The 24940-nt window shown below is 37.0% G+C and carries 25 protein-coding genes; 2 read left to right on the plus strand and 23 right to left on the minus strand.

The features are described 5' to 3' along the window. Positions 1-135 precede the first annotated feature (135 nt). The 3 genes from D9842_RS06995 to D9842_RS26635 form a co-directional block, all read right to left on the minus strand. Entirely contained in the window at positions 136-453 is a 318-nt protein-coding gene (locus D9842_RS06995) for a DUF3784 domain-containing protein (RefSeq protein WP_121661902.1), read from the minus strand. 68 nt (positions 454-521) lie between these two features. Beyond that, positions 522-1526, minus strand: a complete 1005-nt coding sequence (locus D9842_RS07000; RefSeq protein WP_121661903.1) for a macro domain-containing protein — start codon at positions 1524-1526, stop codon at positions 522-524. Positions 1527-1862: 336 nt separating this feature from the next. Then, the gene (locus D9842_RS26635; RefSeq protein ID WP_373995096.1) at positions 1863-1955 is read right to left on the minus strand and encodes a putative holin-like toxin; all 93 of its coding nucleotides are present in this window, start codon (positions 1953-1955) and stop codon (positions 1863-1865) included. A gap of 292 nt (positions 1956-2247) precedes the next feature. Here D9842_RS26635 and D9842_RS07005 point away from each other — a divergent pair, with 292 nt between their 5' ends. Next, entirely contained in the window at positions 2248-3939 is a 1692-nt protein-coding gene (locus tag D9842_RS07005; RefSeq protein WP_121661904.1) for a hypothetical protein, read from the plus strand. A gap of 134 nt (positions 3940-4073) precedes the next feature. Here D9842_RS07005 and D9842_RS07010 read toward each other — a convergent pair whose 3' ends face one another. The 7 genes from D9842_RS07010 to D9842_RS07040 form a co-directional block, all read right to left on the minus strand. Further along, entirely contained in the window at positions 4074-6665 is a 2592-nt protein-coding gene (locus D9842_RS07010) for an ABC transporter permease (RefSeq protein WP_121661905.1), read from the minus strand. Then, the gene (locus D9842_RS07015) at positions 6662-7345 is read right to left on the minus strand and encodes an ABC transporter ATP-binding protein (RefSeq protein ID WP_121661906.1); all 684 of its coding nucleotides are present in this window, start codon (positions 7343-7345) and stop codon (positions 6662-6664) included. Before D9842_RS07015 ends, D9842_RS07010 begins: the two co-directional genes overlap by 4 nt. Positions 7346-7493: 148 nt before the next feature. After that, a complete protein-coding gene (locus tag D9842_RS07020) occupies positions 7494-8498 on the minus strand; it encodes a sensor histidine kinase (protein WP_121661907.1) in 1005 nt (334 codons plus the stop codon). A 1-nt stretch (position 8499) separates the two neighbouring features. Further along, complete coding sequence (locus tag D9842_RS07025) at positions 8500-9189, minus strand: response regulator transcription factor (RefSeq protein ID WP_121661908.1); 690 nt, start codon at positions 9187-9189, stop codon at positions 8500-8502. A 91-nt stretch (positions 9190-9280) separates the two neighbouring features. Then, positions 9281-9664, minus strand: coding sequence for a MazG nucleotide pyrophosphohydrolase domain-containing protein (locus D9842_RS07030; RefSeq protein ID WP_121661909.1), 384 nt, complete (start codon positions 9662-9664; stop codon positions 9281-9283). A gap of 215 nt (positions 9665-9879) precedes the next feature. Next, entirely contained in the window at positions 9880-10587 is a 708-nt protein-coding gene (locus D9842_RS07035; protein WP_121661910.1) for an HAD family hydrolase, read from the minus strand. 694 nt (positions 10588-11281) lie between these two features. Next, a complete protein-coding gene (locus D9842_RS07040) occupies positions 11282-11584 on the minus strand; it encodes a hypothetical protein (RefSeq protein ID WP_121661911.1) in 303 nt (100 codons plus the stop codon). 264 nt (positions 11585-11848) lie between these two features. Here D9842_RS07040 and D9842_RS07045 point away from each other — a divergent pair, with 264 nt between their 5' ends. Next, on the plus strand, positions 11849-12244 hold the full coding sequence (locus D9842_RS07045) for a (deoxy)nucleoside triphosphate pyrophosphohydrolase (protein WP_121661912.1): 396 nt from the start codon (positions 11849-11851) through the stop codon (positions 12242-12244). Positions 12245-12384: 140 nt separating this feature from the next. Here D9842_RS07045 and D9842_RS07050 read toward each other — a convergent pair whose 3' ends face one another. The 13 genes from D9842_RS07050 to D9842_RS07110 all read right to left on the minus strand — a co-directional run bounded on the left by D9842_RS07050 (position 12385) and on the right by D9842_RS07110 (position 24917). Beyond that, positions 12385-12783, minus strand: a complete 399-nt coding sequence (locus D9842_RS07050; RefSeq protein WP_121661913.1) for a hypothetical protein — start codon at positions 12781-12783, stop codon at positions 12385-12387. 11 nt (positions 12784-12794) lie between these two features. After that, positions 12795-15035: a molybdopterin oxidoreductase family protein gene (locus D9842_RS07055; RefSeq protein ID WP_121661914.1), complete on the minus strand. Its 2241-nt coding sequence runs from the start codon at positions 15033-15035 to the stop codon at positions 12795-12797. 2 nt (positions 15036-15037) lie between these two features. Continuing rightward, positions 15038-15262 (minus strand): hypothetical protein, encoded by a 225-nt coding sequence (locus tag D9842_RS07060; RefSeq protein ID WP_121661915.1) that lies wholly within the window; start codon positions 15260-15262, stop codon positions 15038-15040. 214 nt (positions 15263-15476) lie between these two features. Continuing rightward, positions 15477-16253, minus strand: a complete 777-nt coding sequence (locus D9842_RS07065) for an undecaprenyl pyrophosphate synthase (protein ID WP_121664974.1) — start codon at positions 16251-16253, stop codon at positions 15477-15479. A gap of 16 nt (positions 16254-16269) precedes the next feature. Further along, positions 16270-16491: a helix-turn-helix domain-containing protein gene (locus tag D9842_RS07070; protein ID WP_121661916.1), complete on the minus strand. Its 222-nt coding sequence runs from the start codon at positions 16489-16491 to the stop codon at positions 16270-16272. Positions 16492-16502: 11 nt separating this feature from the next. After that, on the minus strand, positions 16503-16994 hold the full coding sequence (locus D9842_RS07075) for a DUF2975 domain-containing protein (protein ID WP_121661917.1): 492 nt from the start codon (positions 16992-16994) through the stop codon (positions 16503-16505). Positions 16995-17587: 593 nt separating this feature from the next. Beyond that, a complete protein-coding gene (locus D9842_RS07080; protein WP_121661918.1) occupies positions 17588-18601 on the minus strand; it encodes an SIS domain-containing protein in 1014 nt (337 codons plus the stop codon). Between the two features lie 12 nt (positions 18602-18613). Beyond that, positions 18614-19627 carry an SIS domain-containing protein gene (locus D9842_RS07085; protein ID WP_121661919.1) on the minus strand — a complete coding sequence of 338 codons (1014 nt, stop codon included), beginning with the start codon at positions 19625-19627 and terminating at the stop codon, positions 18614-18616. 16 nt (positions 19628-19643) lie between these two features. Next, the gene (locus D9842_RS07090) at positions 19644-20855 is read right to left on the minus strand and encodes an MDR family MFS transporter (RefSeq protein ID WP_121661920.1); all 1212 of its coding nucleotides are present in this window, start codon (positions 20853-20855) and stop codon (positions 19644-19646) included. 35 nt (positions 20856-20890) lie between these two features. Continuing rightward, entirely contained in the window at positions 20891-21724 is an 834-nt protein-coding gene (locus D9842_RS07095; RefSeq protein WP_162987344.1) for a TIM barrel protein, read from the minus strand. A gap of 127 nt (positions 21725-21851) precedes the next feature. Continuing rightward, entirely contained in the window at positions 21852-22679 is an 828-nt protein-coding gene (locus D9842_RS07100) for a carbohydrate ABC transporter permease (RefSeq protein WP_121661922.1), read from the minus strand. An 8-nt stretch (positions 22680-22687) separates the two neighbouring features. After that, the gene (locus D9842_RS07105; protein ID WP_121661923.1) at positions 22688-23572 is read right to left on the minus strand and encodes a carbohydrate ABC transporter permease; all 885 of its coding nucleotides are present in this window, start codon (positions 23570-23572) and stop codon (positions 22688-22690) included. 55 nt (positions 23573-23627) lie between these two features. Further along, on the minus strand, positions 23628-24917 hold the full coding sequence (locus tag D9842_RS07110) for an ABC transporter substrate-binding protein (protein WP_121661924.1): 1290 nt from the start codon (positions 24915-24917) through the stop codon (positions 23628-23630). Positions 24918-24940 lie beyond the last annotated feature (23 nt).

Here is a 24940-nt window from a genome sequence, read left to right on the forward strand (position 1 = left end):
ATTAAATGCTTGAAAAGTAAAGTAAAAAACAACACGTTGTTATTACTAGCGTATTATTATAGTTTTTTTCAAATATGAAATGAGCACTGTCATAGGTGTTGTTTTGCTTTATATCTAGGTTTTTATTATTTATACTTAACCTTTCTTTTTAAATCTATTTCCGGTATTCGAATAAACCAATGCAAACATAATAAGCGATAAAAATAAAATAAGGCCAATAATAAATATAACTTGGTTTGCTAAGAGCTCACTAAGTGCAAATAATAATAGGCTAAAGCTAATTCCATACATAATTTTCCCCATAAATTTACACATTGCTACTTCATCGTATTGAGCCTTTTCACTATCAGGCATTGTATTATAGCCTGCAAGTAAGGATGCCCCTTTTCCTTTTGAAAGGGTAATAGCAAAAATGAAGAACGGTATTGAAATAATAAGGCTGGCTACTCCCAAACACGTTACCTCCTTTTCTATCAATTCTTTGTTGTAAAAAAATTAGCGTTTAAAGTTTATACGTTTTTTTAAGCACCTAATAAAGGCTGATCAAAAGCGAATAGAGCTTCATTAATTTCGTGAATATCATAGTTGTTTTGCTGGATAAAGAATTCAACAATTACATCAAATTTACTACTGCGTGACAACGTATAGCCGGCTGCTGACAGCAGATCGTTTGTTTCGACTTCATTAAGCTGTAATGCTATAGCAAAGGCAATGGCTGTTTTCTTTTTAGGTACATAATCCGCTGCATTCCTTATTTTTGAAAACAAGCGACGATCTATATTTGCTTTTTTATAAGTTTCAGCATCTGTCATTCCTCTTTCATCAATCAGACGCAGCAGACGTTCTGAAAATGACTCATCGAGTTCTTCTATCAAATTTAGTAAGCTATTTTCGATAATGGGCTCGCTTTGTTTTTCATAAAGCTCTTGTGGTATAGCATCAGACTCATGCAGTTGCTCCATATTATATCGGCGGCTAAATGTGCTCTCTATTTCCTCAACATAATGCTCATCAATATATTCATTAATCGATTTAAACAGCTTTTGACTTAATCCGAATGAAGCTTTATCAAAGACTACTAGATACACAAGCATGTCATGATGCAATAAATAGCTACTAATGGTTGAAACGGCAATTTGTAAGGCCTCTTCCTTTGGATACCCGTATATGCCAGTTGAAATGAGTGGAAAAGCGACTGACTCACATTGATAGTTTTTCGCTAGCTCTAGAGAGTGTTCATACGAGCTTTTCAACAGAGTTGCTTCTTGATTGGTGCCACCTTTCCAAATAGGTCCCGGGGTATGAATAATGTATTTTGCCGGCAACTGAAATCCATCAGTGATGACTGCTTCTCCAACAGGACACCCTCCTATTTTATTACAAGCATGCTTCAACTCATGAATACCAGCAGCTTGAAAAATCGCTCCACAAACACCTCCACCCATTTTCAAATCCGTGTTTGCAGCATTTACAATCGCATCTACCTTCATCTTAGTTAAATCGTTGCGTACAATTTCTAATGGCATGAAGATCGTCTCCCTTTTTCAATTCCTTTTTTATGTAAAATTTGAACGTTTATTAAATGAGCTAGTTCATTTATTCCATACTTCATTTTAACACGGGCTTTATTTCTTGATTTAAATCGCTACGAAAAAATAAGAATAAATGGTATTCGTTGTTAAGCTTGAATTACTTTTCATTCTTCTAGTCTTTGGTTATAATAATACTAGAGAAATCATAAACTAAAAAAGACTGTTCGGTGCTCGAACACCAAACAGTCATACAATAGCTAGGTTCCCACTAAGGGGATCAGCCGATTTTGTAAGATAACTCACCTGTCGCCGGCTAAGCTCAAGGGTGGGTTATTTTTTGTCTCTAAAAGATATGATGGACAACACCAAACCTGCAAATGCCATCATAAGCATTAACGTTTGAAATACTGTCAACATACGCATCACCCCCTTTCCGTACGGGGTAACGCTGACCACCCATGAGTTTACCTAACTATTGCCTTTCTATTATATCACAACCAAGAACGCTTGTTCTTATAATCTGCTATTAATTATCTATCTACACATAGAGGAACTAAACTACCTTCTACCCCAACGATTAACTACTCTTACTCTTCTACAACACTATGTACTTCTTTATCTAGTATATAAACACCATAAAAAATGAAACCTTCCATTATACTTAACCGTATTAAGTATATAACCATTCCAAAAAAACACATCGAAAGGAGACACTATGGTTAACATCCTTGTCTTTTCTCTTATTATTGGACTTTTAACAGTCGTTTTCATGATTCCTTTTACAAAACAAAAGCAGGCAAAAAAAGATAAAAAATCGGCTAAAAATAAGCCAAGCGTACGGGTACTTATCATCTTTTCTGTGATTATTATGATCGCAATGTTTGCGGTTTACTATTTTACTAATTTAGATCGTAATATTTCTTCATTATGGTTTTTTCTCATCCTTGTTTCTGGATTAGGTATGATCCTTGCAACAGGAAAGGAAAAGCTACTAAAGGGTCTTGTTTTCTTAGCAAGTCTTGTATTTGGCATTTATCTACTTGTGGCACCAGTTTTTAATGCGGATGAAAAATTCGAATATGTAGAGATGGAAGAATTAGTGGAAATTAAAGCATTTGATGAAAATAAAACCCCTGCTAGCGTTCCACCCCAGTTTGCTAGAAACAAAATGAAAAAGTCGTTTGGTCAAGTACCGAATACAAGTTATTATGAACTTGGAAATCTACAGGTACAAAAAGTAAATGGAGAATTTGTTTATATTGCACCAGTTGAGTTCTCAGGATTTTTTAAATGGTTGAATGGTGATGAAACACCTGGTTACTTTACTTTAAGTGCCACTGATTCTTCCGATAATCCAAAGTTTGTCAAATCTGAGATGATCTATACACCATCCTCTTATCTTAATAAAAATGTTGAACGTCATATAAGAATGAACTATCCTAAGCATATTTTTTATGGTGATGTTCAATTAGAAATTGACGAAGATGGCAAACCATTCTATATCCGTACCTATGGTCAATTTGTTTCAGCTCGTAATGGTTTCGAGGCTGATGGAATTGTCATGGTTGATCCTAAGAGTGGGGAAACAAAGGATTATAAGCTAGCTGAAGTACCCTCTTTTATTGATGGAGCTGTTTCTCCTGAAGCTGTGAGCTTACAGAACAGCTATTATGGAAATTATATACATGGGTTTTGGAATAGTATTTTTGGTAAATCTGATGTGAAGCTACCTTCTGATGAAGGAACGGAAGCAAATGTAAGTCCAATATTTAATGAAGATGGTGACATGTATTATTTTACTGACTTTACTAGCCCTAAAGAAGGCGTAGATTCTATGCTGGGGTACTCCCTTACCAATTCTAGAACAGGAAAGGCAACCTATTATACTGGAAATCTAGAAGCATCGTATATGGATTCCCAAGGTGCGCTTCAAATTATCGAAAAGAAATTTATCGAGAAAAAATGGCATGGTGAAATGCCGGTTTTATATAATTTTTATGGAGAAGCTAGCTGGTTAACACCTGTTTTGGATTCTAACGGCTTTTTACAAAACTACTTCATTGTGTCTGCTGCCAACCCAGAAATATCCGTATATGCAGCAACACCTAATCAAGCGCTAAAGCAATATAAAATAGCTCTACAAAAAGGTGGAAGCTCTGTAGATGGTACCTCTAAAGCTGAAGAAAAAACAGTAACAGGCAAGGTTGTACGTGTTTACAAAGAAAAAGCTGGAGATTTCACGACGACTTCATTTTTATTAGACAATGGCAAAAATTTCGTGATATCATCTGAAAATTATCCGTTGGCTATTTACTTACAAGAGAATGACTCAGTGGAAATTTCCTATCTAGATACCGGAGAAAGCTTCTTACCAGTTAAGGAAATGAGTATTGAAGGTTTGGAATAAGCCAGAAATGTTGATACACGTGCGTGAATAAAAATTAGGCTGTAGATAAACTCGAATTTATCTACAGCCTTTTTTATATTAGATTCTAGAATTTTCGACAAAATTCGGGAAGTGACAGGCACCACCTTCCCCTACTAAATACTCTCCTGCTTCAATCCATCAATAATATTTTCTTTTTTGATTTTTTGGATGCTGTAGAGCATGGCTAATCCAACGATGACGAATATGATGACGATGACAAAGGCTACGCTCATCCAAGGGACTGCAAAGCCGTATTCGAAGGTTTGGCGTAGTCCTAGGTACATCAAATACATGACAATGCCGCTGATTGGGAGTCCGTATGTTAATGACTTTATTCCATAGAAAATACTTTCGTAGTTAATCATTTTATTAAAGCCTTTTGGTGTCATACCGACTGAACGTAGCATGGCAAATTCTCGTTTGCGAAGTGTGATGCTTGTTGAGATCGTATTAAAAATATTTGCAATCGATATTAATGAAATCAATGTGATAAATCCGTATGTGAATACTGACAGCATAAGGACCATTTGCTCTTGTTCTTGCCTTCTTTCATAAACGTTATAAACATACATATTAGATGAAATAGCTTCATCCAATGCTTTCTGAGTGCCAAGTGGATCAGATGAATTCAGATACAAGTATGGATTCATTTCGCTCTGTAGTTGCTTATTAGAACGAATAAGATTGTCTAGCGTTTCTTGTGTGACAATGATATCAAGTCCACCTAAACTAGCCGTTTGAACACCCATTGGAACTTGATCCGTTAACGCACCGATCTTAATACGATTCAAAAATTGCTGATCTCCATTTCCTTCATAATCAAAGGTATGCAAATCTACCATTTGTCCAATTTCACCATGAATGGTCTTTTCTTCAATAAATTTTCCAGATTCAGCATCTTCGTATTTTATCTTTTCAATAATAATGGCACTAGGATCGTTGGGATTATCAAGTTTTTCAACATCTACCTCGATACTGTTGGCGAATTCTTTAAAACTTTCTTGATCTAATCCATGTAACGTTGCGTAATAAGGGTATTTTCCTTCCTTTACAACAGAATCATCTTCTTTTGCTAGCTGCTGTATTTCTTTTGAAGCCATTTCTACAGGAATCATAGCATTTACACTCACATCATTTAGCAAAATCGAATCAGTAACATAGTCAAGGTTTGCCAGTGGTGCTAGGTCCTCCGAATTAACCCCAGATCCATATACCTGAATATCATAGCTAATATCATGTTGAGACAGTTCAAGTGACTTTTTAATATTGTCCGTAAAAAATGACACAGCTAAAAACAGGACAATACTAATCACTAAAGAAAACACAGTTGCTTGATATCTTCGTTTATTTCGTTTTAGGTTTTTTAGGCCAATTTCAGCTTCTATCCCAAACAATTTGCGAACAAACTTTGATGTTTTGACAGCTTTTCGTGTTAATTTTACATCCTGTGTTTGACGAAGTGCATCGATTGCTGACACTTTTGATGCTCTTTTTGCTGGAAGATAGGTTGAGATAAAAATCGTTAAGATAGAAACAACACAAGCAACTAGTATCGAAGCCGGTGTAACAATTACCTTTAGTTTTACAGACGTATTAAGCGCGTCGTGTAGATATGAGTTAATAAAAGCAAATGTGACGGCCATCCCGCCAATACCTGAAAGAAAGCCAAGTGGAATACTAATGGCCCCAATGATTGCTCCTTCAAAAAATACAGAGTTTCGCTTTTGTTTTTTAGTTGCCCCAACACTCGCAAGCATACCTAAATGTCTTGAACGTTCTGAAACACTAATGGCAAACGCATTATAAATGAGTGCGACTGAACCAACTATAATAACGGCCATGATTATTCCTGCAAGCGAGAATAATGTAATAAATAATCCTTCATTTTTCGTTACACCATAAAAGCGAAGCAATTCCGTATTATAACTAATAGATTCAATACCTTGTTGCTCGGCAAGTTTTTCTGCATGTTTAAAAAGTGAGCCTTTGACCTTCTTTAGCACAACAATTGCATCAGCTTTATCAGCATTGCTCACTACATCTTTATCAACATAGCTTATGATGGTGTAGCCAGGTGCTAATGAATTTTCCCATTTGGGACGTTTAATCTTACCAACGATGGTAAACGTTTCTGTTGATTTTATCTTGAGTTCTTCAGCTACTCCATTTTCATCTATCGTCAAGCTATAAGACTGGTCAAGACCCTCTTCTTGATTGTGAGTAACACGATTTCCGATATCAAGAGTTAGCTTGTCTCCAATCTTATATTGTACACTCGCATTCTTATCAATTTCCTCTGATATCACTACTTCGTTTTCAGCTTTTGGTAAACGTCCTTCCGATAACTCAATCGGAAACTGCTTGAATGCAGTTGCGTTATATTCCTTTATAAACAAATAAGGCTTACTTTCATTTTTAGAATCTGGAAAGTGTGCATATCCAAGATCTCTAGATAACATGACCTTATCAGTTTCATTATCCTTTTCAATGGCTTCAAGTTGTTTTGCATTCACATCTTTATATTTAACATGCCATTCACCATTTTGTGAGATATTTTCCCTAATGGTCAAATCTAAAAAAGAAACACTTAGGGTTGCAACGGCTGAAATCATGGCAACTGAAATGATCACACCAATAATGGTAACAAGTGTTCTTCGCTTGTTTTCCTTGAGATGTCGTATTGTTAATTTGTTGATAATGTTCATGGACGGATCACCTCATCCTTTGCGATCCTTCCGTCCTCAATTGAAATCACACGATCAGCTTGTAAGGCAATACGTTCATCATGTGTAATCACAATTAATGTTTGGTTATACGTTTTATTGAACATTTTTAAAAGCTCAATAATTTCACCGCTGTTTTTGCTATCTAAATTTCCAGTAGGCTCATCTGCTAGCATAATCGCAGGATTACTGATTAAAGCACGTCCTATGGAAACCCTCTGCTGCTGACCACCAGAAAGCTGATTTGGTAAATGGTTTAAGCGATTTTCTAACCCTAATGTACCAATAATCTTCTTTAAATGCTCTGGATCGACCTTATGCTCATCTAATAGCATTGGCAGGGTAATATTCTCTTCAACTGTTAAAATCGGAATCAAATTGTAAAACTGATAAATAAGTCCGATTTGTCGTCTTCTAAAAATCGCTAATTGTGTTTCATTTAAGCTATAGATATCGGTATTATCTATTAATACCTTTCCGCTAGATGGCCGATCAACACCACCAAGAAGATGAAGTAGAGTTGACTTCCCTGATCCTGATGGACCAATAATCACGACAAACTCCCCTTTTTTCACAGAAAACGATACATTATCTAGTGCTTTAACTGCTGTGTCTCCTTTGCCATAGACCTTAGACAGATTTTCAATTTGTAAAATATTCATTATGATTTCCTCCATATTTTCATCTTACTGTTAGTTTATCTGCCTAATATGACAATAAAGTGACTAGCAAAGTGACAATTTATTCACATTGAGACGGAGGGTCAGGTTCGTTGTCCCTTTGGGACACGGAACCTGACCCTCCGTCCCCCTAAATGACTTGTTTATAAAACTTAATGATGAATGTTGTTCCTTTTCCGATTTCGCTTTTCACTTCAATATCACCATGTTGACTTTTGATAATACTGTGCGCCATTGCTAGTCCTATGCCGACACTATCTTCTCCTGCATTTTTCCCTCTGTAAAAACGTTTGAAAATATAAGGTAAATCTTCTTTTGGAATACCCTTGCCATTATCAGAGATAATCAATTCCGTAAATAGTGCATTTTCTGTAAACGATATGGAAATTTCTCCACCCTCCTGTGTATGCTCCACACAGTTTTTTAAAATATTGATGATTGCCTCTGTTGTCCAGTTAAAATCACCAATAAATGATACTTCTTTTTCACCAGTTACGTTAAGAGTTTGCTGCTTAATATCCATAGGTACTAAAACAGGCTGAATCGCTTGTTCTAGTAAGTCAGAAAGTAAAATAGGATCTCTTTTAAAAGGAACTGTTCCAGCGTCAATTTTTGATAGCTTTAATAAAGAGGATACAAGCCACTCAATTCGTTCAAGCTGCACACGAATGTTATTTGTGAACTCTTCTCGCTTTGCTTCCTCAAGCTTGGTGTCACCTAAAAGATCTGCCATGACCATCATCGAAGTTAATGGCGTTTTTAGCTGGTGAGAAATATCTGAAATGGCATTCGTTAGCTTCACTTTATCTTGTTGTAGCAACGAGTGGTGCTCAGACAGCATCAACGTTACTTTATATATATCACTCTTTAAAATACTAAGTTCACCTTCATAATTATCACGAACATCCAGACTATAGTCACCGCTTGAAATTTTACGTAAATAGCCCGATAGCTTTTCAATTTCCCTGTATCTCCATTTTGTAAAAAATAAACTACAACCAATTAGTAGGACAGAGGTTAGAAAAACCATCGTTGCTGCTAGTCCTGAAAGCAGGAAAAAAGTAGCGATGGTTGCCAGTAACATTATTGCTACTAAAGCAAGGAGAAAAAATTGAATTTCTTTGTTTCGTAACATCCTAGTCACCAACCTTATAGCCCATGCCACGTATTGTCTTGATAATGGTTGGGTTTTGCGGCTCGTCCTCTAGCTTTTCACGTAATCTTTTTATGTAAACCGTCAATGTATTATCATTCACAAAGTCACCTGCAACATCCCAAATTCGATCAAGCAGCTGTGCTCTGGTAAGAACCTGTCCAATATGATTTGCAAAGATCAAAAGAAGGCGGTATTCCAACGCAGTAAGGAGCACTTCCTCCCCGTTTTTGTACACCTTTCCTTCTAGTGTATTGATCCGAATAGTTTCGATTTCAAATATATTTTTTGCTTGCGTTGTTGATTGCTTATTGTAACGGCGAAGCACGGATCGAATTCGAGAGAATAACTCACGAATACGGAACGGCTTTGTTATATAATCATCCGCCCCCATATCAAGTCCCATCACCACATTCACTTCATCATCCAAAGCAGTCAAAAAGATTACAGGCTTATCTCCCCGTTTCTTGACTAACTCACATAGCTCGTAACCACTTCCATCTGGTAAGGACAAATCAAACAAAAACAAATCTACTTCATTTAATTGCTTTTCAATTACATTTTTCGCCTGCTCAGTATCATAGCAAACAATCGTTTCATATCCTTCTTGTTTTAATGAGTAATCCAAGCCCATTGCAATTGATTTATCATCCTCGACAAGTAATATTTTCATATCTAGCACCTTTATTCTTGTATTTTTACAAATGATATTTTAATTTCTCCTATGATAACAATGTACTGAACCCGAGAATAAGCACAAGTGATTATTTTTTCACAATAGCAATGTCTTTATTTTTTCTGTTTTGAACTTCTTCCATCTTCAGATAAAAGCTTTCCTCTAAATCAATTTCGAAGTAATTTGCAAACTTCGTGATGTACGCAAGACAATCAGCAAATTCTTTCCCTAGTTCCTTTTTTATACTGGCTTTCGCTATCCCGAACGCTTGTTCCTCTGGCATTCCATCATTGATCATTGTATTTGTCAAATTGAAGGCTTTGCGTAATTCCTCCGCTATTTCTGCAACTTCTGTCGTTAGTAGCATGTAATTATTTAATAGTGATGACTTTGTTCTTTCGTAATCATCTGTTTTAATTTGCCAATTCATTTCCTCTTGGTATTGTTTTGAAAACTCTTGTAGTTTTTTCATGTTTGTTCCTCTTTTATTCTTTAGTTTATAAAACCTATTTTAAGACAAATCAGATGCTCAAGCCAACACTAGAATAAGAGTATATTATTTTATTTAGCAACTTCCTAAACAAAAAAACACCTCGCTCTTCTCCTTATAAGAAAAACGAAGTGAATATATTAGCGAATTGATATGTTGTTTAGTTCATGGCTGGTTCATAAACATTTTCTAGTAAATCACGAATTTTCACTAAACAAATGTAACAGCTCTTTAGCACTATGTACCTCATAATCAGGTGTATAGGCAGCGCCTGCTGGTAACCCCTTCTTTCGATGATTCATCCAGATCGCCTGCCAGCCTGCTTGCTTTGCTCCAATAATATCCTTTTCAAAATTGTCCCCGATATATACCGTTTTGCTTTGATCAAGACCCATCTTCTGTTCAATAAACTCAAACACTTCCCGTTTCGGTTTCGCATGCCCAATACTTCCAGAAATAAACGTCTGTTCTGCAGGTATCCAGCGATTAAGACCGAGCTGGTCAATTTTCATGGCTTGATGTTTTTCTTCACCGTTCGTAAGAATCCCAAGCTGTTTCCCATCTCTGTAAAGAAGATTCAGTAGCTCTTCAACTTCCGGAAACAGTGTAATATTATTTTGTTCAGCAACATATGTTTCATGAAAAATAGCCGCCTTTTCCGTATCAATCGGAATGTTAAAGTCCTTACAGGCAGCAATTATTCGACCGGTTTGCCATTCAAATTGAGAAATTTCACCGGTTTCACTTTTATCGAATAAGATCTCACTATATTTTCGACTAGCTTTATATAATTGATCGATTTCCTCATCTGATAAAGCTACTTGAAGCAGCTTCCTTACCGTTTTATGAAAAGATTGTGCTTGGTCGTAAAGTGTATCATCGACGTCAAAAATATATGTATTCATTTTTACAGCGCTCCTTTTGTTTTGACAATCATACTGATTATGAGAATTAAAACGAGGGGTCATTCTTAAACGGGTTCGGTTTTGAAGTACTAAATTAGAAATAACCGGACTAATCAAATTAACACTTAAATTAACCGACAATTTGATTAGTAAAAGCGCTTGGAATTGTGTCTCCAAGTATTTTGCACTTGGTACTTGTGTTTTCGCTAAAATTTGAAAAATAAAAGTAAAAATTCCGTTTAAATCGGGAAAAATCAACATTCCACACAAAATAAGGGGAGTTTTTTCGCTTATATGAACCTAATCCCCAAATTTAGCTTAAAATATAGAAGTTAACCGGAATATTTCCGCCTATATCGGCAATTTAAGCACCTACTATATACCTTAACCGGAATTTCTCCGCCTATCAATTCCCTGAATAACCTTTCTACTAAATTTTCTAACTTAAATATTCAAAGCCCTACCACTTTCAGGACATGAATCCTAATTAATTTAGTAACACTAACTTTTGACATCTTGTTGGAAGGAATTCGAGGTATGGTGCAAAAATTTTGATAAGTAACAAAAAGATTCAGTCCAATTCATTTTGTGAATTGGACTGCTAATTTGTATCTGGATTAAGTTTTTGTACTCGAAAACCGAGCTGGCTATTCATACACCCATCGCTTTTATGTTCTATTTAAATTTTCTATCGTTAATTATTATTCTTAGTTTTAAGAAAATAAATTTCCTTCTCTAGTTTATTAACTTTGTCAGCAATAAATTCATATTCATTCATTCTTTGCTCGTTTGTTAATTCAAACTGACTACCAACACCATCAAGTTTTGCATCAATCTTGTCAAAACGATTGTGCATTTCAGTTTTGAATTGTGTCATATCTATTTTTAAACTCTTTAAATCTTTGTTCACGTCAGTTTTAAATTGAGTCATATCTAATTTCATATTCTTTAAATCTTTGTTCATTTCAGTGAGTAGGTTAAGAATTTTTTCATCCATTATATCACCTCTACCTGATATTATAATATAAATTTGTCAGCTTTTGTTTACTACTTCAGATTAAATAAATCATTACATAAGCATCATACTCCTTTTTATGTTGGGTAAAGATGACCACCCATGATCATATCTATATTTTACCATAAAACAGGAACGTTTGTTCTTGTTTATTTAAAAAATTATCAAAAATTCATTTACATAAACTTTTTAAATAAAAGTTGAAATGCTATGATAATCTTGGAAATCCATTATTTGGGGGCAATCATGAAAAAAACGGTTAAAGTTGTTGCTGCAATCATTGAAAATGAGAAAAAGGAAATTCTTTGTGCTTTAAGATCACCGGAAATGGCTATGCCAAATATGTGGGAGTTTCCAGGTGGAAAAGTTGAAAAAGACGAAGACATTTATTCTGCTTTAGTGAGAGAGATTAAAGAGGAGCTAAACTGTAAGATTGAAACAGTAGATTTGTTTCATGACAATATACATGAATATGAAACCTTTATTATCAATTTAATTGCGATTAAATGTAGAATTATTGATGGAACACCAACACCTAGTGAGCATTCAACTCTTCTATGGTTGAAAAGAGAAAATCTTAAGTCTTTGAAATGGGCACCAGCTGATGTTCCCGCAGTTGAGAAACTGATGAGTGAAATCTAACTATATTTTTCAACTATAAAGTATGGATTGAGGGTATTCCTCTAGTCTGAACAAAATATAATTTCACATACTTGTTTTCTACGTTTAAGAATTTCAACTCGATCAGAATAAGTAAACTATGATTCCTCTAAAGTTTTTTATTACCTCCACACATTAGACAACTGCTGAAATCGAGGTGTTATGATAAACAGTGTTTCTTCTCTTCCATATTCCTCCACTATATTTGGAACTAATTCTACTAGTATATCACTGATCGAATTGATCTCCACTTGTAGATTTATAGGTGAAACGTTTTGGAGCATCGTGTACATTTCATTTGTTTCGTCGGCGTTTCGGTAGAGGATGGAAAGGAACTCTTTTTGTTCAGTTTTATTTTGGTGGGCATTAATCGATGCTCTGGCATATTGCTGCATTTCGGTTAATAGAAGAGAGAGCCGGCGGGCGATCGCGTTTGGCTCTCTTATTTCTGTAAAGTGATGGTAGAGTTTTGTGTTGGCTTCATAGCTTTTTTGTTCGAGCTTTTGTAAATGAGTTTTCATGAAATCACTCCTTATTTCTTTTCTAGTAATTTTTCAACTTTACAGGCGCCAGCTTTAAAACGCGGCTGCTTGGATACTTGATCCCAAATATCGACCGTAAGGATATTAGCAGCTTCTTCCTCCGTTAATGCTCCATAATGAAACGGGATGAACACCGAACCTGGCATGACCGAGTCTACAATTCTTGCAAGTACGCTAATTGAACCTCGTTTGGTCGTAATTCTAACATAGTCACCTGTTTCTAATGATAGTGTTTTAGCGTCAATAGGATGAATTTCTGCATACGCTTCTGGGGCTGCCATTTGTAAAATTGGTGCTCTCCCTGTTTTCGTTCGTGTATGCCAGTGATACACCAATCGACCGTTGTTTAAGGAAAATGGATATTCTTCATTAGGATGCTCTGGTGCTGGAGTCCAATGAAATCCGTAAAGGATAGCTCGCCCATTAGCCTCTAGATCTTTAAACTCTTTTCTCGTTCTTGCTCTTCCTGTTTCTAGTAATTTTCCATAAGAGTGAGCATCATCCACATTTGTATGAAAATGACCATCCGTATACAAACGCTTTTTTCCTAGTGGGTAGTGCTCATTACACGGCCATTGGATACCGCCAAGCTCCTCCATTTTCTCATAAGTCATGCCAGACATATCACAGGGACGCCCCTTTGAGATAAGCTTCCATTCATTGAATGCTTCTTCAGGAGTTTGATAAGTTATTAGAGGTTTCCCGTGTCGGTCTCTAAGATTCATACGTCTGGAAAACTCTAGCAGCAATTCAAAATCTGATGGCAGTCCGCTCGGAGCTGGAACCGCCTTTCTGAGTACATTTACCCTTCGCTCTAAATTCGTCATCGTCCCTTCCTTTTCACCCCAAAGAGCTGTTGGCAGTACGAGATCGGCTAGTTCTGCTGTTTCACTTAAGAACGGATCTTGGACAACGAGAAATACTTTTTTTAACAGCTTGATGACCCGGTCACGATTCGGCAGGGTCACGACTGGATTTGTTGCCATAACCCACATCATTTGGATCGTTCCGTTTTCTATGAGTTCTAGCATGTTCATGATATGAGTGACAGGACCAACAGGAAGTGTACCGTACGGAAGATTCCACAACTCCTCCATTTCTCGTATATGATTAGGGTTGGAAGAGTTACGGTAGCCTGGATAAAACGCGGCACCACCTACTTCTCGGTTAGACATGGCACTTGGCTGTCCGTCCTGCTGAAACGGACCGGAACCAGGTTTACCTATTTTCCCCATAATCAAGTGCATCGAATTGACTAAAGTGGCTGCCGGAGTAGCATCCATGCTTTGATAAACTCCTTGTAACAGAAGTGTCAAGGTCGACTGCGATGTACCTATTAATCTTGCACACTCGTATAGCTCTTCTTTTGATACACCCGTAATGCTCTCTACTACTTCCGGTCGGTATGCTACGACTGTATTTCTTAAGCTATCAAAACCAATTGTGTGTTTTTCAATAAAGCTACTATCAATCCAACCATGAGTAATGAGTAAGTGAATGATACCATTTAGTAAAGCAACATTCGTTCCACTTTTAGGATAGAGAGATAAATCAGCAAAACGCTGCGTAAGAGTCTGACGCGGATCAATGACAATTAGCTTCGTACCATTATTTCTTTTAGCTTCGAGAACTCTTTCCCACATAACTGTATTCGTTTCGCTCATATTAAGACCAATAATGACAATCACTTCTGTACGATCAATGTCCTCCATGCAGGCTGGAGGTCCGTCTGAACCAAACGATTGAATAAGCGACCACTCGGCGGTAGCCGTACAAAGACGGGTATTAGCATCGATGTTATGCATACCTAAGCCTGCCTTCATTACTTTGGCAATCGTATAATATTCTTCTAAATATGCCTGTCCGGTATGATAAAAGCCGAGGCTTTTGGGGCCAACTTGACGGACGAGCTCCGTCGTTTTTTCAACTAATAGAGCTAAAGCGTCATCCCATGAGGCTTTTACTAACACCCCTTGCTTATTACGAATAAGTGGGCTCGTTAATCGATCTGTACTGTTATTGGCCCACCATTGATTTTCTCCCTTAGGTCCTAGTCTTCCTTGGTTAGTGGGATATTGCTTATTTCCTTTTATGCCTACGATTTGGTCGTCTTTTACTGCCACAAAGCAACCACAGCCGTTGGAGCATATATTACAGGTCGAATACACCCATCGATCAATTTCACCTTGTGTATAAACGTTCAGATCCTCTCTGCTGTTTTTCCATGCCATACCTAATCCCCCTTAGTTTTTTTCTGTAAAATTTCAGTTATTTGCTGGTACGAAGGATACGTTGGATATGGTTTGATCGGTCGATAAGGAGAAAAGGGTGGCATATGAGGAGTTTCAGCTGAGTAGATCGGCAGGTCATTTCGAGGGATATTTGTTTCTGTTCTAAAGGGCGGAAAAATGAGTTGATCTAGCTGTAACTTCTTATTTTTTTCAGATAGTGGCTCCATATCGTTTTCCCCTTCCGTTTTTGCTTATGTATATTCTTTGTGGTTATGAGATAGAAGCATCTGAATGAATGATTTTTCATATTTGATATATAAAAAGGATCATCAGTCTATAGCAGACTAATGATCCTTTTTACTCATTTAAGTTTGGTCTTGGTATTAAAGGCAGAAGCGTGCAACAGTAAGCGCAATTATTTCCTACTCAGCATTCACTGCCTTATATTCCGCCATACCGTCTTTTTCGTTGCCCGTATTCTTTTAAGGCATGTAGAAATTCATCCTCAGAAAAATCCGGCCAAAGAACATCTGTAAACCAAAACTCTGTGTAGGCTAACTGCCAGAGCAGGAAATTACTTAGGCGCTTTTCCCCTCCTGTTCGAATAAGAAGATCAGGATCTTTTAGACCAGTTGTATAGAGATATTTTGAAAACTGCTGCTCATCCAGCTCATCGAGTGATAATTTTTCATCGTTTAGATCTGTGAACATTTTTTTCATAGCTTTTAGAATTTCGTGTCTACTACCATAGTTGAGCGCAATATTCAGCTGAAGCCCGTCATTATCCTTTGTGCGGTCAATCGCATACTGAACGGCTTCACGTGTATGTGCTGGGAGATTTTCCATATCACCGATTGCCTCAATGCGTACATTATTAGCTATAAGCTCTGGTAGATATATAGACAAAAACTCCTTTGGAAGCCTTAATAATGAGTCTACCTCTACCTTTGGTCGTTTCCAGTTTTCCGTGGAAAATGTATAAAGTGTTAAAACCTTCACCTTGCATTTGACTGCAATCTTAACGATTTTAACGACAGTTGATACTCCTTCTTTATGACCTGCTACTCGTGGCATTCCACGATTTCCCGCCCAACGTCCGTTTCCGTCCATAATGATCGCAACATGGTCTGGCGTATGAAGGTTTAATGTATCTTCTTCTAGATTATTAAAGGGTTTTTCTAATTGTTTACTATTGAGAAAAGGAATTTTCATTGAAATTTTCCACCTCCTGTTATTATTCCTCATTATCCTGGTCACTTTTGTATTCTAAAATATCACCGGGTTGACATTCTAATGCCTTACAAATGGCATTTAAAGTTGATAAGCGAACCGCTTTGGCCTTTCCGTTTTTCAATATAGAAAGATTCGCCATGGTGATCCCTACTCTCTCTGATAGTTCCGTAACACTCATTTTTCTTTTCGCTAACATCACATCAATATTTATAATAATTGCCATTGTTGTTCACCTCAGACCGTTAAATCATTTTCTGATTTTATATGAATAGCTTCTTGTAATAGTCTTTGGAGTACGGCGGCAAAGACTGCGATAACCATTGATGCCCCAATAATGACCATTCCGATTAAGATGAGGCCTGGTGCGTCGTCCCACTCGGATATGATGTAGACAAACGGTAGGTTTACCACATAAAAACCACTTATGGTGATGGCGCATTTTTTTATCTTCTTAAGAGCTTTTACAGATAAATCCGAAAAAGCTAGGTTTTGATCAATATAACTCAATAGCCTTAAAGCTTGATACAACGCTATGTAAAACGGTATCGCCGATAAATACATCAAAAATAAAATACTAAATACAATATAAGCCAACTCAGAACCCATTTTTACTTGCTCGATTGCTTCAGTTGCTATCTGAGGTAATAAAAAGATACACAATGCAAGAACAGGAATCCCCATAAAAATAACAGCCGTTTTTAAAAAGAATGTTGATCCGCGTTTCATAAAAAGCACCTCACTGTTTTGTTGTCATGTTGAAATTTAACACAAATTTTATCGTTTTACAATAAATATTTATTTAAAAATATGTATTTTTTACTGTTAAACCCTATATCAGAGGGAAATAAACTTGTATGGGGCATATCATGAATAACGAATAAAGTTGTTGCTGCCATTATCGAAAATGATCAAATTGAAATTCAATGTGTTTTTAGATCGTCGGAAATGGCACCGGATGATGTTCCAACCGTTGAGAAATTGACTGTGGAGGTTACTTCTTTATAACCTTTCTTTATACATTATTTTAGAGAACACCTGATAAGGTTCCAGTGAAATAGGACAATGTCACCCATTGTCCCTAGTTAAAACATGTTTATATAACCTTACCCATTTCAAAAGGTATACCAAAATTTAATCAATCAACTGAAATACCATTAGAGCAGTGGTGGTGGTGGCATTTAGACAAAATAATCTCCCCTTACAAAATGCCTTTCTCATGATGTAAAAATACTATTTTACTTGTATTTAAAAAAGTTTCTATTCCAAAAAAACCTCACAAGTTGAGATAACAACTTTGTGAGGTTTTACCTAATTACTTATTAAAACGGAACCTTCTTATAATACCTTCTCGTTGTAAGTGGATGATTTCGCTCCTTCTCAAGGTGGCAGCTTACTCGTTCAAGTAAAGTGGCCAACACAATTGGAGAAACTAAATGTCTTAATTCTGACGAGATTCCTTCTAGTTCGTAGTCCTTCGTATCAAATACAGTAAGCTCCTTAGAATAGTTCTCGGCAAATCGTTGAACCCGTTCGGTAAGCGTTCGAGATTTGTCTTCTCCTTTTAAGAGGATGATGCTTGTATCTTCTTCTACTAATTCTAGTGTCCCATGGAAAAAATCAGATGCATGAACAGGTCGGGTTTTGATCCATTGCATTTCTTCTAGAATACACATAGCATAATAATAGGTTTGACCCCAGTCTACACCAGTTCCCGAAAGAATATGATAGGGTGTTTCTTTATGTTTACTCGCAAAAGCTGCAGCACGGTTTTCGGTAGCTTCCTTTACCTTCAATAATGCAGCTGGTAGCTGTTTCATTTCTTCACCAAATCGATGATACTCTGGTAATTCATTCCGTTTATACATTAACCTGAAAGCTATGAGATAGGATTGAATATAAAAAGATTCACAGGATGTATCATCTTCGGCAAAATTCACAAATGTATAATCGGTCATGGTTGCTAACGGAGTATTTCCATGACCAACCAGGCTAATCGTTGTTGCTCCCTTTTCCTTACAAAAGCTTGCCACTTCAACTGTTTCTTTTGTTGTGCCAGATAACGAAGCTAGAATCACTAATGATTTTTCAGTCAAATGCTTGTGATCCATATGCATTAATTCTGAAGATATTTCAGTATAAACAGGCAAAGTTGAGTTATTTTTCAGGATATACTCGGCAGCAAACATTAAAATAGCTGCTCCACCTGTACCAACGAAAAAGACATTATCAATTCCTTGCTCGACAATCCCATCAATGGCTTGATTCATTTCATCCTGTAGCGACAGTGCACCGTTTTGTATGTTCAAAAATCTTTCAACATCAAAGTTGAACATCCATGCTCCTCCTTAATAGTCCATTTTACGGTAGTATCTTCTAATATCTAACGAATGATCTCTTTCTCGCTCAAGATAGACACTAATTCGACCTGTTAGGGCCCAGTTTACATTGATTGCGACATGCTTTCGGAATTCTTCACTAATTCCTGGTAGTGCATAATCCTTTGTATCAAGAATAAAGAGCTCATTCGTAATTTTATCTGCAAAACGTTCAACTCTTTCAGCTAACGGACGAGTTTCATCTTCTCCTTTAAAAATGATCATACTTGTATCTTCTTCTACGAGTTCTAGTGTGCCATGGAAAAATTCTGCTGCATGAATGGATTTTGATTTAATCCACTGCATTTCCTCTAATATGCACATGGCGTAAGAATACGTATTACCCCACAGATTTCCTGCACCTACTAGCATATGATACTTTGTATCTTTGTGGCGGATCGCAAATTGCTCAGCTCTTGAATCAAATTCCTCCATTGCCTGAGCCAGTGCTTCTGGTAAGGCGGCAAGCTCGTTTGCAAACTTCTCATATTGTGGAAACTCATTTTGGTTGTGAATAAAACGAAATGTTAATAATTGTAGGTGAAGAAAGAATGTGTCAAATGAATGTTTTTCATGTCCTGTTGAAATTCGATAATCTACAACATCTCCTAGTGGTGTATCTGGTAAGGCAACTAATCCAATCGTTGTTGCTCCTTTTTCTTTACAAAATTCTGCAGCAGCTACCGTTTCCTTTGTTGTTCCTGTTACGGAAGCGAAGATACAAACAGAATCCTTTGTAAGATGACGGTTATTCATAACAAGAAGCTCAGCCGCAATTTCTGCATGCACTTCAATCGATGAATTTGATTTAAAAATATATTCATATGGAAGCATCATCGCAATCGTACCGCCTGAGCCAATTAGAAAGATGTTTTTGAACCCTTTATTTGTAATCTCATCTACAATATTCTCAATTTCTTCTCTTTTAGAAAGTCCTACTGTCCCTACTAATTCTACAAACTGATCTTTATCAAATTTCAACATGATGATTCCTCCATATCTATTTGTTTTTTAATGATATTGCCTTTATATAATGAAGCCTTTGATATGTCACAAAACATATCAGTGCAAATCCACCTATTCCTACACATGATAAGAAGAAAACAACTGGACCAAAGGAATCAAACACGATTCCTCCAAACAATGGACCAAGGGTTCGCCCAACATTTGCTGAGCCATTCACAATACCTTGATACATCCCTTTTTTACCCGACGGAGCTAAATAATCGGCAATCGCAGGAACCAATGGAAAAATGAGAATTTCTCCTATTGTCATAATCACCATCGAGATCAGAAAGCCATGATAAAAGCTGCTTTGTGAAAGTAGCGTGAAGGAGATCATGTAAAAAAGCACACCAGCAGTTAATTGCCACATCCACGAAATGTTTTTCCGTAGCATATACCATTGAATAACTGGCTGTAGCAAGATAATGACGACGCCATTTATTGTCCAAATCAAGCTATACGATGCTAGGGTAAAGCCAATTTGAAGCATATAGCTGGATATCGTTGTTTGCCATTGGTTGTAAATAACCCAGCAAAACATAAATCCTAAGCACAAGAGAATGAGTGCTGAAAGATTATTTGATTTATAAAATTGGATAGGCTGTTGGTCCTGAGAATGCTGCTCTTTAGTCGATTGGTTGTTGTGATTTGGTTCATCAAGCAGAGTCAAGACAATCAAAAGAAAAATGATATAGGTGAGGGCATTTACCCAAAAAACATAACGAAAATCAAACCCTGCTACGATTCCCCCTAATGCGGTACCTACAGCAACACCAATATTTAAAATAAGGTAGATAAGATGAAAGCTTTTACTTCCCCCTTCTTCCCATACATTGCCTGCAAGAGCATAGATTGGAGGAAAGAGCGAACCTATGCTTACTCCTAAGAGAATCATGGCGGTGATATACCATGGCCATGATAAGCCTACCGAAATAAACAGGAGGAGAATGACAGAAGATATCCCACCGTAAAGAAGCGTTCTCTTTGCTCGGATTCGGTCAAATAAAAAGCCTCCTAGAAAGCTACCAACAATTTCAGCTGCAGAATGGAGCATTAAGACAAATCCTGCTTCAGATAATGTACGATTCATGCCATGTGTGATATAAATCGTGTGTAAGGGCCAAAGAAATGCCATTCCTGTTGAGTTAATCAGCATGGCAACCAACAAAACCTTCAGATTTCTTGGATAAGACCTCCAAAATGTCATAAAAGGAACCCTCTTTTTTTAGGTAGCAGGCTAGCCTATTTAAGGTATGGATCTAATGTCCGTAAAGATTGTTCAATAGCAGCATTTGGATTCTGTAAATACTGCGCTGACGTAAACTCTAGCGTTAATGCTCCTTCGTAATGATATTCTGCTAATGTTGCCATATAGTTTTCTAATGGCAGAACACCATCTCCCCAGGATAGGTGCCCAGTAGGATTTCCATCGATAAAGTGGATATGAACAAAGTCATCTTTTAACTCTTTAAAATAGCTACTCAAATCCTCCTTCTCTACAGCTAAAGGAATCGTATCTACCATTCCTTTTAAGAATGGTGATGAAATGGAATTCAGCATTTCTTTTAAATCGGCTAAAGTACAAATTAAGTTTGACTCTACCTTTTGTAATGGTTCAAGGGCCAACAAAATCCCTTTCTTTTCTGCATAAGCTGTCAGTTTTTCCAATGAATCTCTTGCTCTTTTAAGCGCCTCACTTCTCCCTTCGTTGCGATAGCCCCAACCAGCTGTCACTAAAACCATAGGAGCTTCTAATTGGTTCGCTACATCAATTGACTTTTTAAAATAAGAGATGCTTCTTTCACGCATTACTGTTTCTTTGGCGGCAAGATTAATTGGATACATACATTGCTCTGGGGTAAAACAAACAACCTCTAGTGATCTTCTTTCAATTTCTTTTTTGATTTGTTGAATATCTGATCCATTCATATCCTCCACATAACAATGTGGTGCAGCGCCCCAAACCTCAATTTTTTGAAACTGATATTTTTCCATAGCATCTAAAAAATACTCGAACGGATAGTGTAGATAGTGAAAATTCATTCCGGTAAGTTGCGATCTTTTCATTTTTGTCATAACATCCCTCCTTCTCATGCACATAGTTTAGAGTATTTTTTTTTACTTTGGTATATACCAATTGAGGTAGTACTTTTTTGCAATAACGAAAGCGAATAGAAGAGGAGTAATAGATACTCCCTTTCTATCATCCCTTGACCCCACCTGCTGAAATGCCTCGTACAAATTGCTTTTGAAACATGATATAAGCAATAACCATTGGCAACGCTGATATCGCCAAGCCCGCTAACTGTATACCAAAGTTTGTATTTAGTTGACTTCGTAAATTCATCAGTCCAACAGGTATTGTACGAAGACTTGAGTCCTCTATAAAAACAAGAGCAAACATAAATTCATTCCATACGAACATCCCTGTTAAAAGAGCAGCTGATGCGATAATGGGCTTCCCCATCGGTAGAATAATATGCCAAAATACCTTCCAGCTGTTACAGCCATCAATGATTGCTGATTCCTCCAGCTCCTTAGGAATGGAAAGGAAATAAGACCTCATAAGAAAAATGGCAAATGGTAGCTGAAACGCTACATATGGTAGAATTAAGGCTCCATACGTATTATATAGACCAACTGCTTGGAGCAATTTATAAAGTGGTAATAAGCTTACCTGTGGAGCAAGCATTAATCCACTAAGGATGATCACAAGCAACATGTTTTGGCCTTTAAACTGAAAACGACTTAATCCATAAGCAGCCATCGCCCCCAAAAGTAAGATGATACTGACGGATACAATTGTCACAAAAACACTATTAAAGAAAAAATCTCCCACCCCTGCATCCCAAGCAGCTTTGTAGTTCCCCCAAAGCCATTCCTCTGGAAGTGACCATGTATTTAAAAAGAAATCTCTGTTTGATTTAAGACCACTTAAGCAAAGCCAGATAAGGGGAAAGATAATAACGAAAGAAAAAATCCCAAACCATACGATAACAGCAAGTTGAAAGATTCGATTTTTAATCGTCATTGTCGTTACTACACCTCCTTACCTGTTTTTCCAATTTTCATTTGTATCAGTGATAAGGTTAACGTAATAACAAATATAACTGTGCCAATCGTAGAGGCGTAGCCCATCTCGTCATTTCGAAAAGCCGATCTATAAAGCATTGTTCCCAGTACTTCGGTTGAACGCCCTGGTCCTCCGAATGTCATGACGTACACTTCATCAAACACCTTAAATGCTCCAATGACAGTAATCACACTTCCAACAAGAATCATTTCTCGTATTTGAGGCAATGTGATGTGAAAGAAAGATTTTATCCTAGAAGCCCCATCGATCATCGCTGCTTCATAATATTCATCTGGTATTTTTTGCATGGCAATTAAGAATAGCATCGTCATATAACCGGTATATTGCCATTGAGAAACGGCAACGACTGCATAAATCGCGGTTTTACTATCTCCAAGCCATGAATGAGTCCATTCTGAGAGACCAATTGCCTCTAATGTTCCATTTACAAGCCCCACCTCTGGATTGTAGAGAAGCTGCCAAAGCAATCCTACTACCGCTATCGAAATAACAGAGGGGATAAAAAAGACTGTACGGAAAAATGGTTGAAATCTACGAATCAATTTATCTTCTAAAATGGCGGCAATAATAATTCCTAAGCCTACTTGAAAAATGAGAGATATGATCGCATATAAGGCATTGTTTTTTAATGCCGTGTAAAACACAGGATCTTTAAATAATCTTAGATAGTAATCAAAACCAACAAAGACCTTCTCTGTACCAAATGAATTCCATCGAAAAAAGCTATTGTAAAGATTTAAAATGATCGGTAAAAACACCATACATACGACGATCAGCAATGCAGGTAAAATGTATAATAATGCTGTTCGACTACTTCGATAATTTTTCATCACGTCCCCTCCAGGAGGGGGTAAACAGTAAGGGCTACTGCTTACCCTTTAGCTTTTATTCCACTTCACTTTGAACTTCTTTTGCTACTTTCTGAACTTCTTTTATAATTTCTTCAGGTGATTTTGATCCATCTAACAATAATTGGATATTGGATAAATACACATCAGCAACCTTTGCGTGTACATCTGTATCAAGCCATTCTGCCATTCCTTCTGCTTTTTTCATCGTATCAACACCCTCAACTACTTGTTGCAGGGCAGTATCTGGGTTCGTTGCTCCATCAATTGGACTCGGCCAGCCAATTTGTTCTGCCAGTTTAATCGCATTTTCTTTACTGGTTAAAAACTTTAAGAATTTGATCGCTTCCTCTGGATGCTCTGTTTTAGACGAAACGATAAATCCATCTGGTGCGCCCGTTATAAAGTTTTGATTACCCTTTCCTTCTGAAATCGCTGGCATTTGGAAGAAGCCCCAGTTTCCTGACAAGCTATCTTCAACATTTTGAAATTCCTCTAACTCCACATACATCATGGCTCCTTCTCCTGTAAAGAAATACTGCTTTGCCATATCATGTGAGCTAGAGTTCACATTGTCCATTAAATAGCCCTTTTGGTTTAGTTCTGCAAACATTTCCATTGCTTTTACATACCCTGGATCTGTAAATTCTCCTGAACGAGGATTATAATCATTCATTCTTACATCCTGAGCGACCATTTTCTGATTAAGACCAGTTAAATAGTGAATCGCTGCCCACGGACTTTCGTTACCTAAAATAATTGGAGTTTCTCCGCCTTGTTTGAGTGTTTCTAGGACATTCATAAATTCATCCCATGTCTGAGGTGCTTGTAGATTGTATTTATCGAAGATTTCCTTGTTGTATACAAAGAACTTGCCGTTGAATCGAAGAGGTATACCATAGTTTTTGTCATCAGATGAAAATGGTTGAAGTGAAGCTGGAATAAAGCTATCCTTCCATGCAGGATCTTCCTCTAAATAAGGAGTTAAGTCTAAGGCTGCCCCGGCACGAACAAATTTCCTTGCAAACTCTCCTGACCATGAAAACATAATATCGGGTACTTCATTACCACCTAATATAACCCGTAGCTTATCTTTAATCGGTTCGTCTGCGATCGCTTCCATATCAATTTTAATATCAGGATTTTGTTCCTCAAATTCCTTGACTACTTCTTCAAAATATGGAGCATATTCAGGCTGCGGCCACTTGTGCAAAAATTTCAAGACTGTTTTTCCTTCTGCTTCACCTGATGAAGAATTAGAACATCCCGTAAGCAAAAGGACAAAAATTAGCATGGCAACTCCTAGCGTCTTTGTCATTTTTCTCATGTATTGACCCTCCTTATTTCATG

The organism is Metabacillus litoralis, from assembly GCF_003667825.1.
GTDB lineage: Bacteria > Bacillota > Bacilli > Bacillales > Bacillaceae > Metabacillus > Metabacillus litoralis_B.

Excerpts from the sequence above, each read along its gene's own strand:
- D9842_RS07000 (WP_121661903.1), bottom strand. The coding sequence starts at position 1,526 with ATGCCATTAGAAATTGTACGCAACGATTTAACTAAGATGAAGGTAGAT.
- D9842_RS26635 (WP_373995096.1), bottom strand. The coding sequence starts at position 1,955 with ATGCGTATGTTGACAGTATTTCAAACGTTAATGCTTATGATGGCATTT.
- D9842_RS07005 (WP_121661904.1), top strand. The coding sequence starts at position 2,248 with ATGGTTAACATCCTTGTCTTTTCTCTTATTATTGGACTTTTAACAGTC.
- D9842_RS07010 (WP_121661905.1), bottom strand. The coding sequence starts at position 6,665 with ATGAACATTATCAACAAATTAACAATACGACATCTCAAGGAAAACAAG.
- D9842_RS07015 (WP_121661906.1), bottom strand. The coding sequence starts at position 7,345 with ATGAATATTTTACAAATTGAAAATCTGTCTAAGGTCTATGGCAAAGGA.
- D9842_RS07020 (WP_121661907.1), bottom strand. The coding sequence starts at position 8,498 with ATGTTACGAAACAAAGAAATTCAATTTTTTCTCCTTGCTTTAGTAGCA.
- D9842_RS07025 (WP_121661908.1), bottom strand. The coding sequence starts at position 9,189 with ATGAAAATATTACTTGTCGAGGATGATAAATCAATTGCAATGGGCTTG.
- D9842_RS07030 (WP_121661909.1), bottom strand. The coding sequence starts at position 9,664 with ATGAAAAAACTACAAGAGTTTTCAAAACAATACCAAGAGGAAATGAAT.
- D9842_RS07035 (WP_121661910.1), bottom strand. The coding sequence starts at position 10,587 with ATGAATACATATATTTTTGACGTCGATGATACACTTTACGACCAAGCA.
- D9842_RS07040 (WP_121661911.1), bottom strand. The coding sequence starts at position 11,584 with ATGGATGAAAAAATTCTTAACCTACTCACTGAAATGAACAAAGATTTA.
- D9842_RS07045 (WP_121661912.1), top strand. The coding sequence starts at position 11,849 with ATGAAAAAAACGGTTAAAGTTGTTGCTGCAATCATTGAAAATGAGAAA.
- D9842_RS07050 (WP_121661913.1), bottom strand. The coding sequence starts at position 12,783 with ATGAAAACTCATTTACAAAAGCTCGAACAAAAAAGCTATGAAGCCAAC.
- D9842_RS07055 (WP_121661914.1), bottom strand. The coding sequence starts at position 15,035 with ATGGCATGGAAAAACAGCAGAGAGGATCTGAACGTTTATACACAAGGT.
- D9842_RS07060 (WP_121661915.1), bottom strand. The coding sequence starts at position 15,262 with ATGGAGCCACTATCTGAAAAAAATAAGAAGTTACAGCTAGATCAACTC.
- D9842_RS07070 (WP_121661916.1), bottom strand. The coding sequence starts at position 16,491 with ATGGCAATTATTATAAATATTGATGTGATGTTAGCGAAAAGAAAAATG.
- D9842_RS07075 (WP_121661917.1), bottom strand. The coding sequence starts at position 16,994 with ATGAAACGCGGATCAACATTCTTTTTAAAAACGGCTGTTATTTTTATG.
- D9842_RS07080 (WP_121661918.1), bottom strand. The coding sequence starts at position 18,601 with ATGTTCAACTTTGATGTTGAAAGATTTTTGAACATACAAAACGGTGCA.
- D9842_RS07085 (WP_121661919.1), bottom strand. The coding sequence starts at position 19,627 with ATGTTGAAATTTGATAAAGATCAGTTTGTAGAATTAGTAGGGACAGTA.
- D9842_RS07090 (WP_121661920.1), bottom strand. The coding sequence starts at position 20,855 with ATGACATTTTGGAGGTCTTATCCAAGAAATCTGAAGGTTTTGTTGGTT.
- D9842_RS07095 (WP_162987344.1), bottom strand. The coding sequence starts at position 21,724 with ATGACAAAAATGAAAAGATCGCAACTTACCGGAATGAATTTTCACTAT.
- D9842_RS07100 (WP_121661922.1), bottom strand. The coding sequence starts at position 22,679 with ATGACGATTAAAAATCGAATCTTTCAACTTGCTGTTATCGTATGGTTT.
- D9842_RS07105 (WP_121661923.1), bottom strand. The coding sequence starts at position 23,572 with ATGAAAAATTATCGAAGTAGTCGAACAGCATTATTATACATTTTACCT.
- D9842_RS07110 (WP_121661924.1), bottom strand. The coding sequence starts at position 24,917 with ATGAGAAAAATGACAAAGACGCTAGGAGTTGCCATGCTAATTTTTGTC.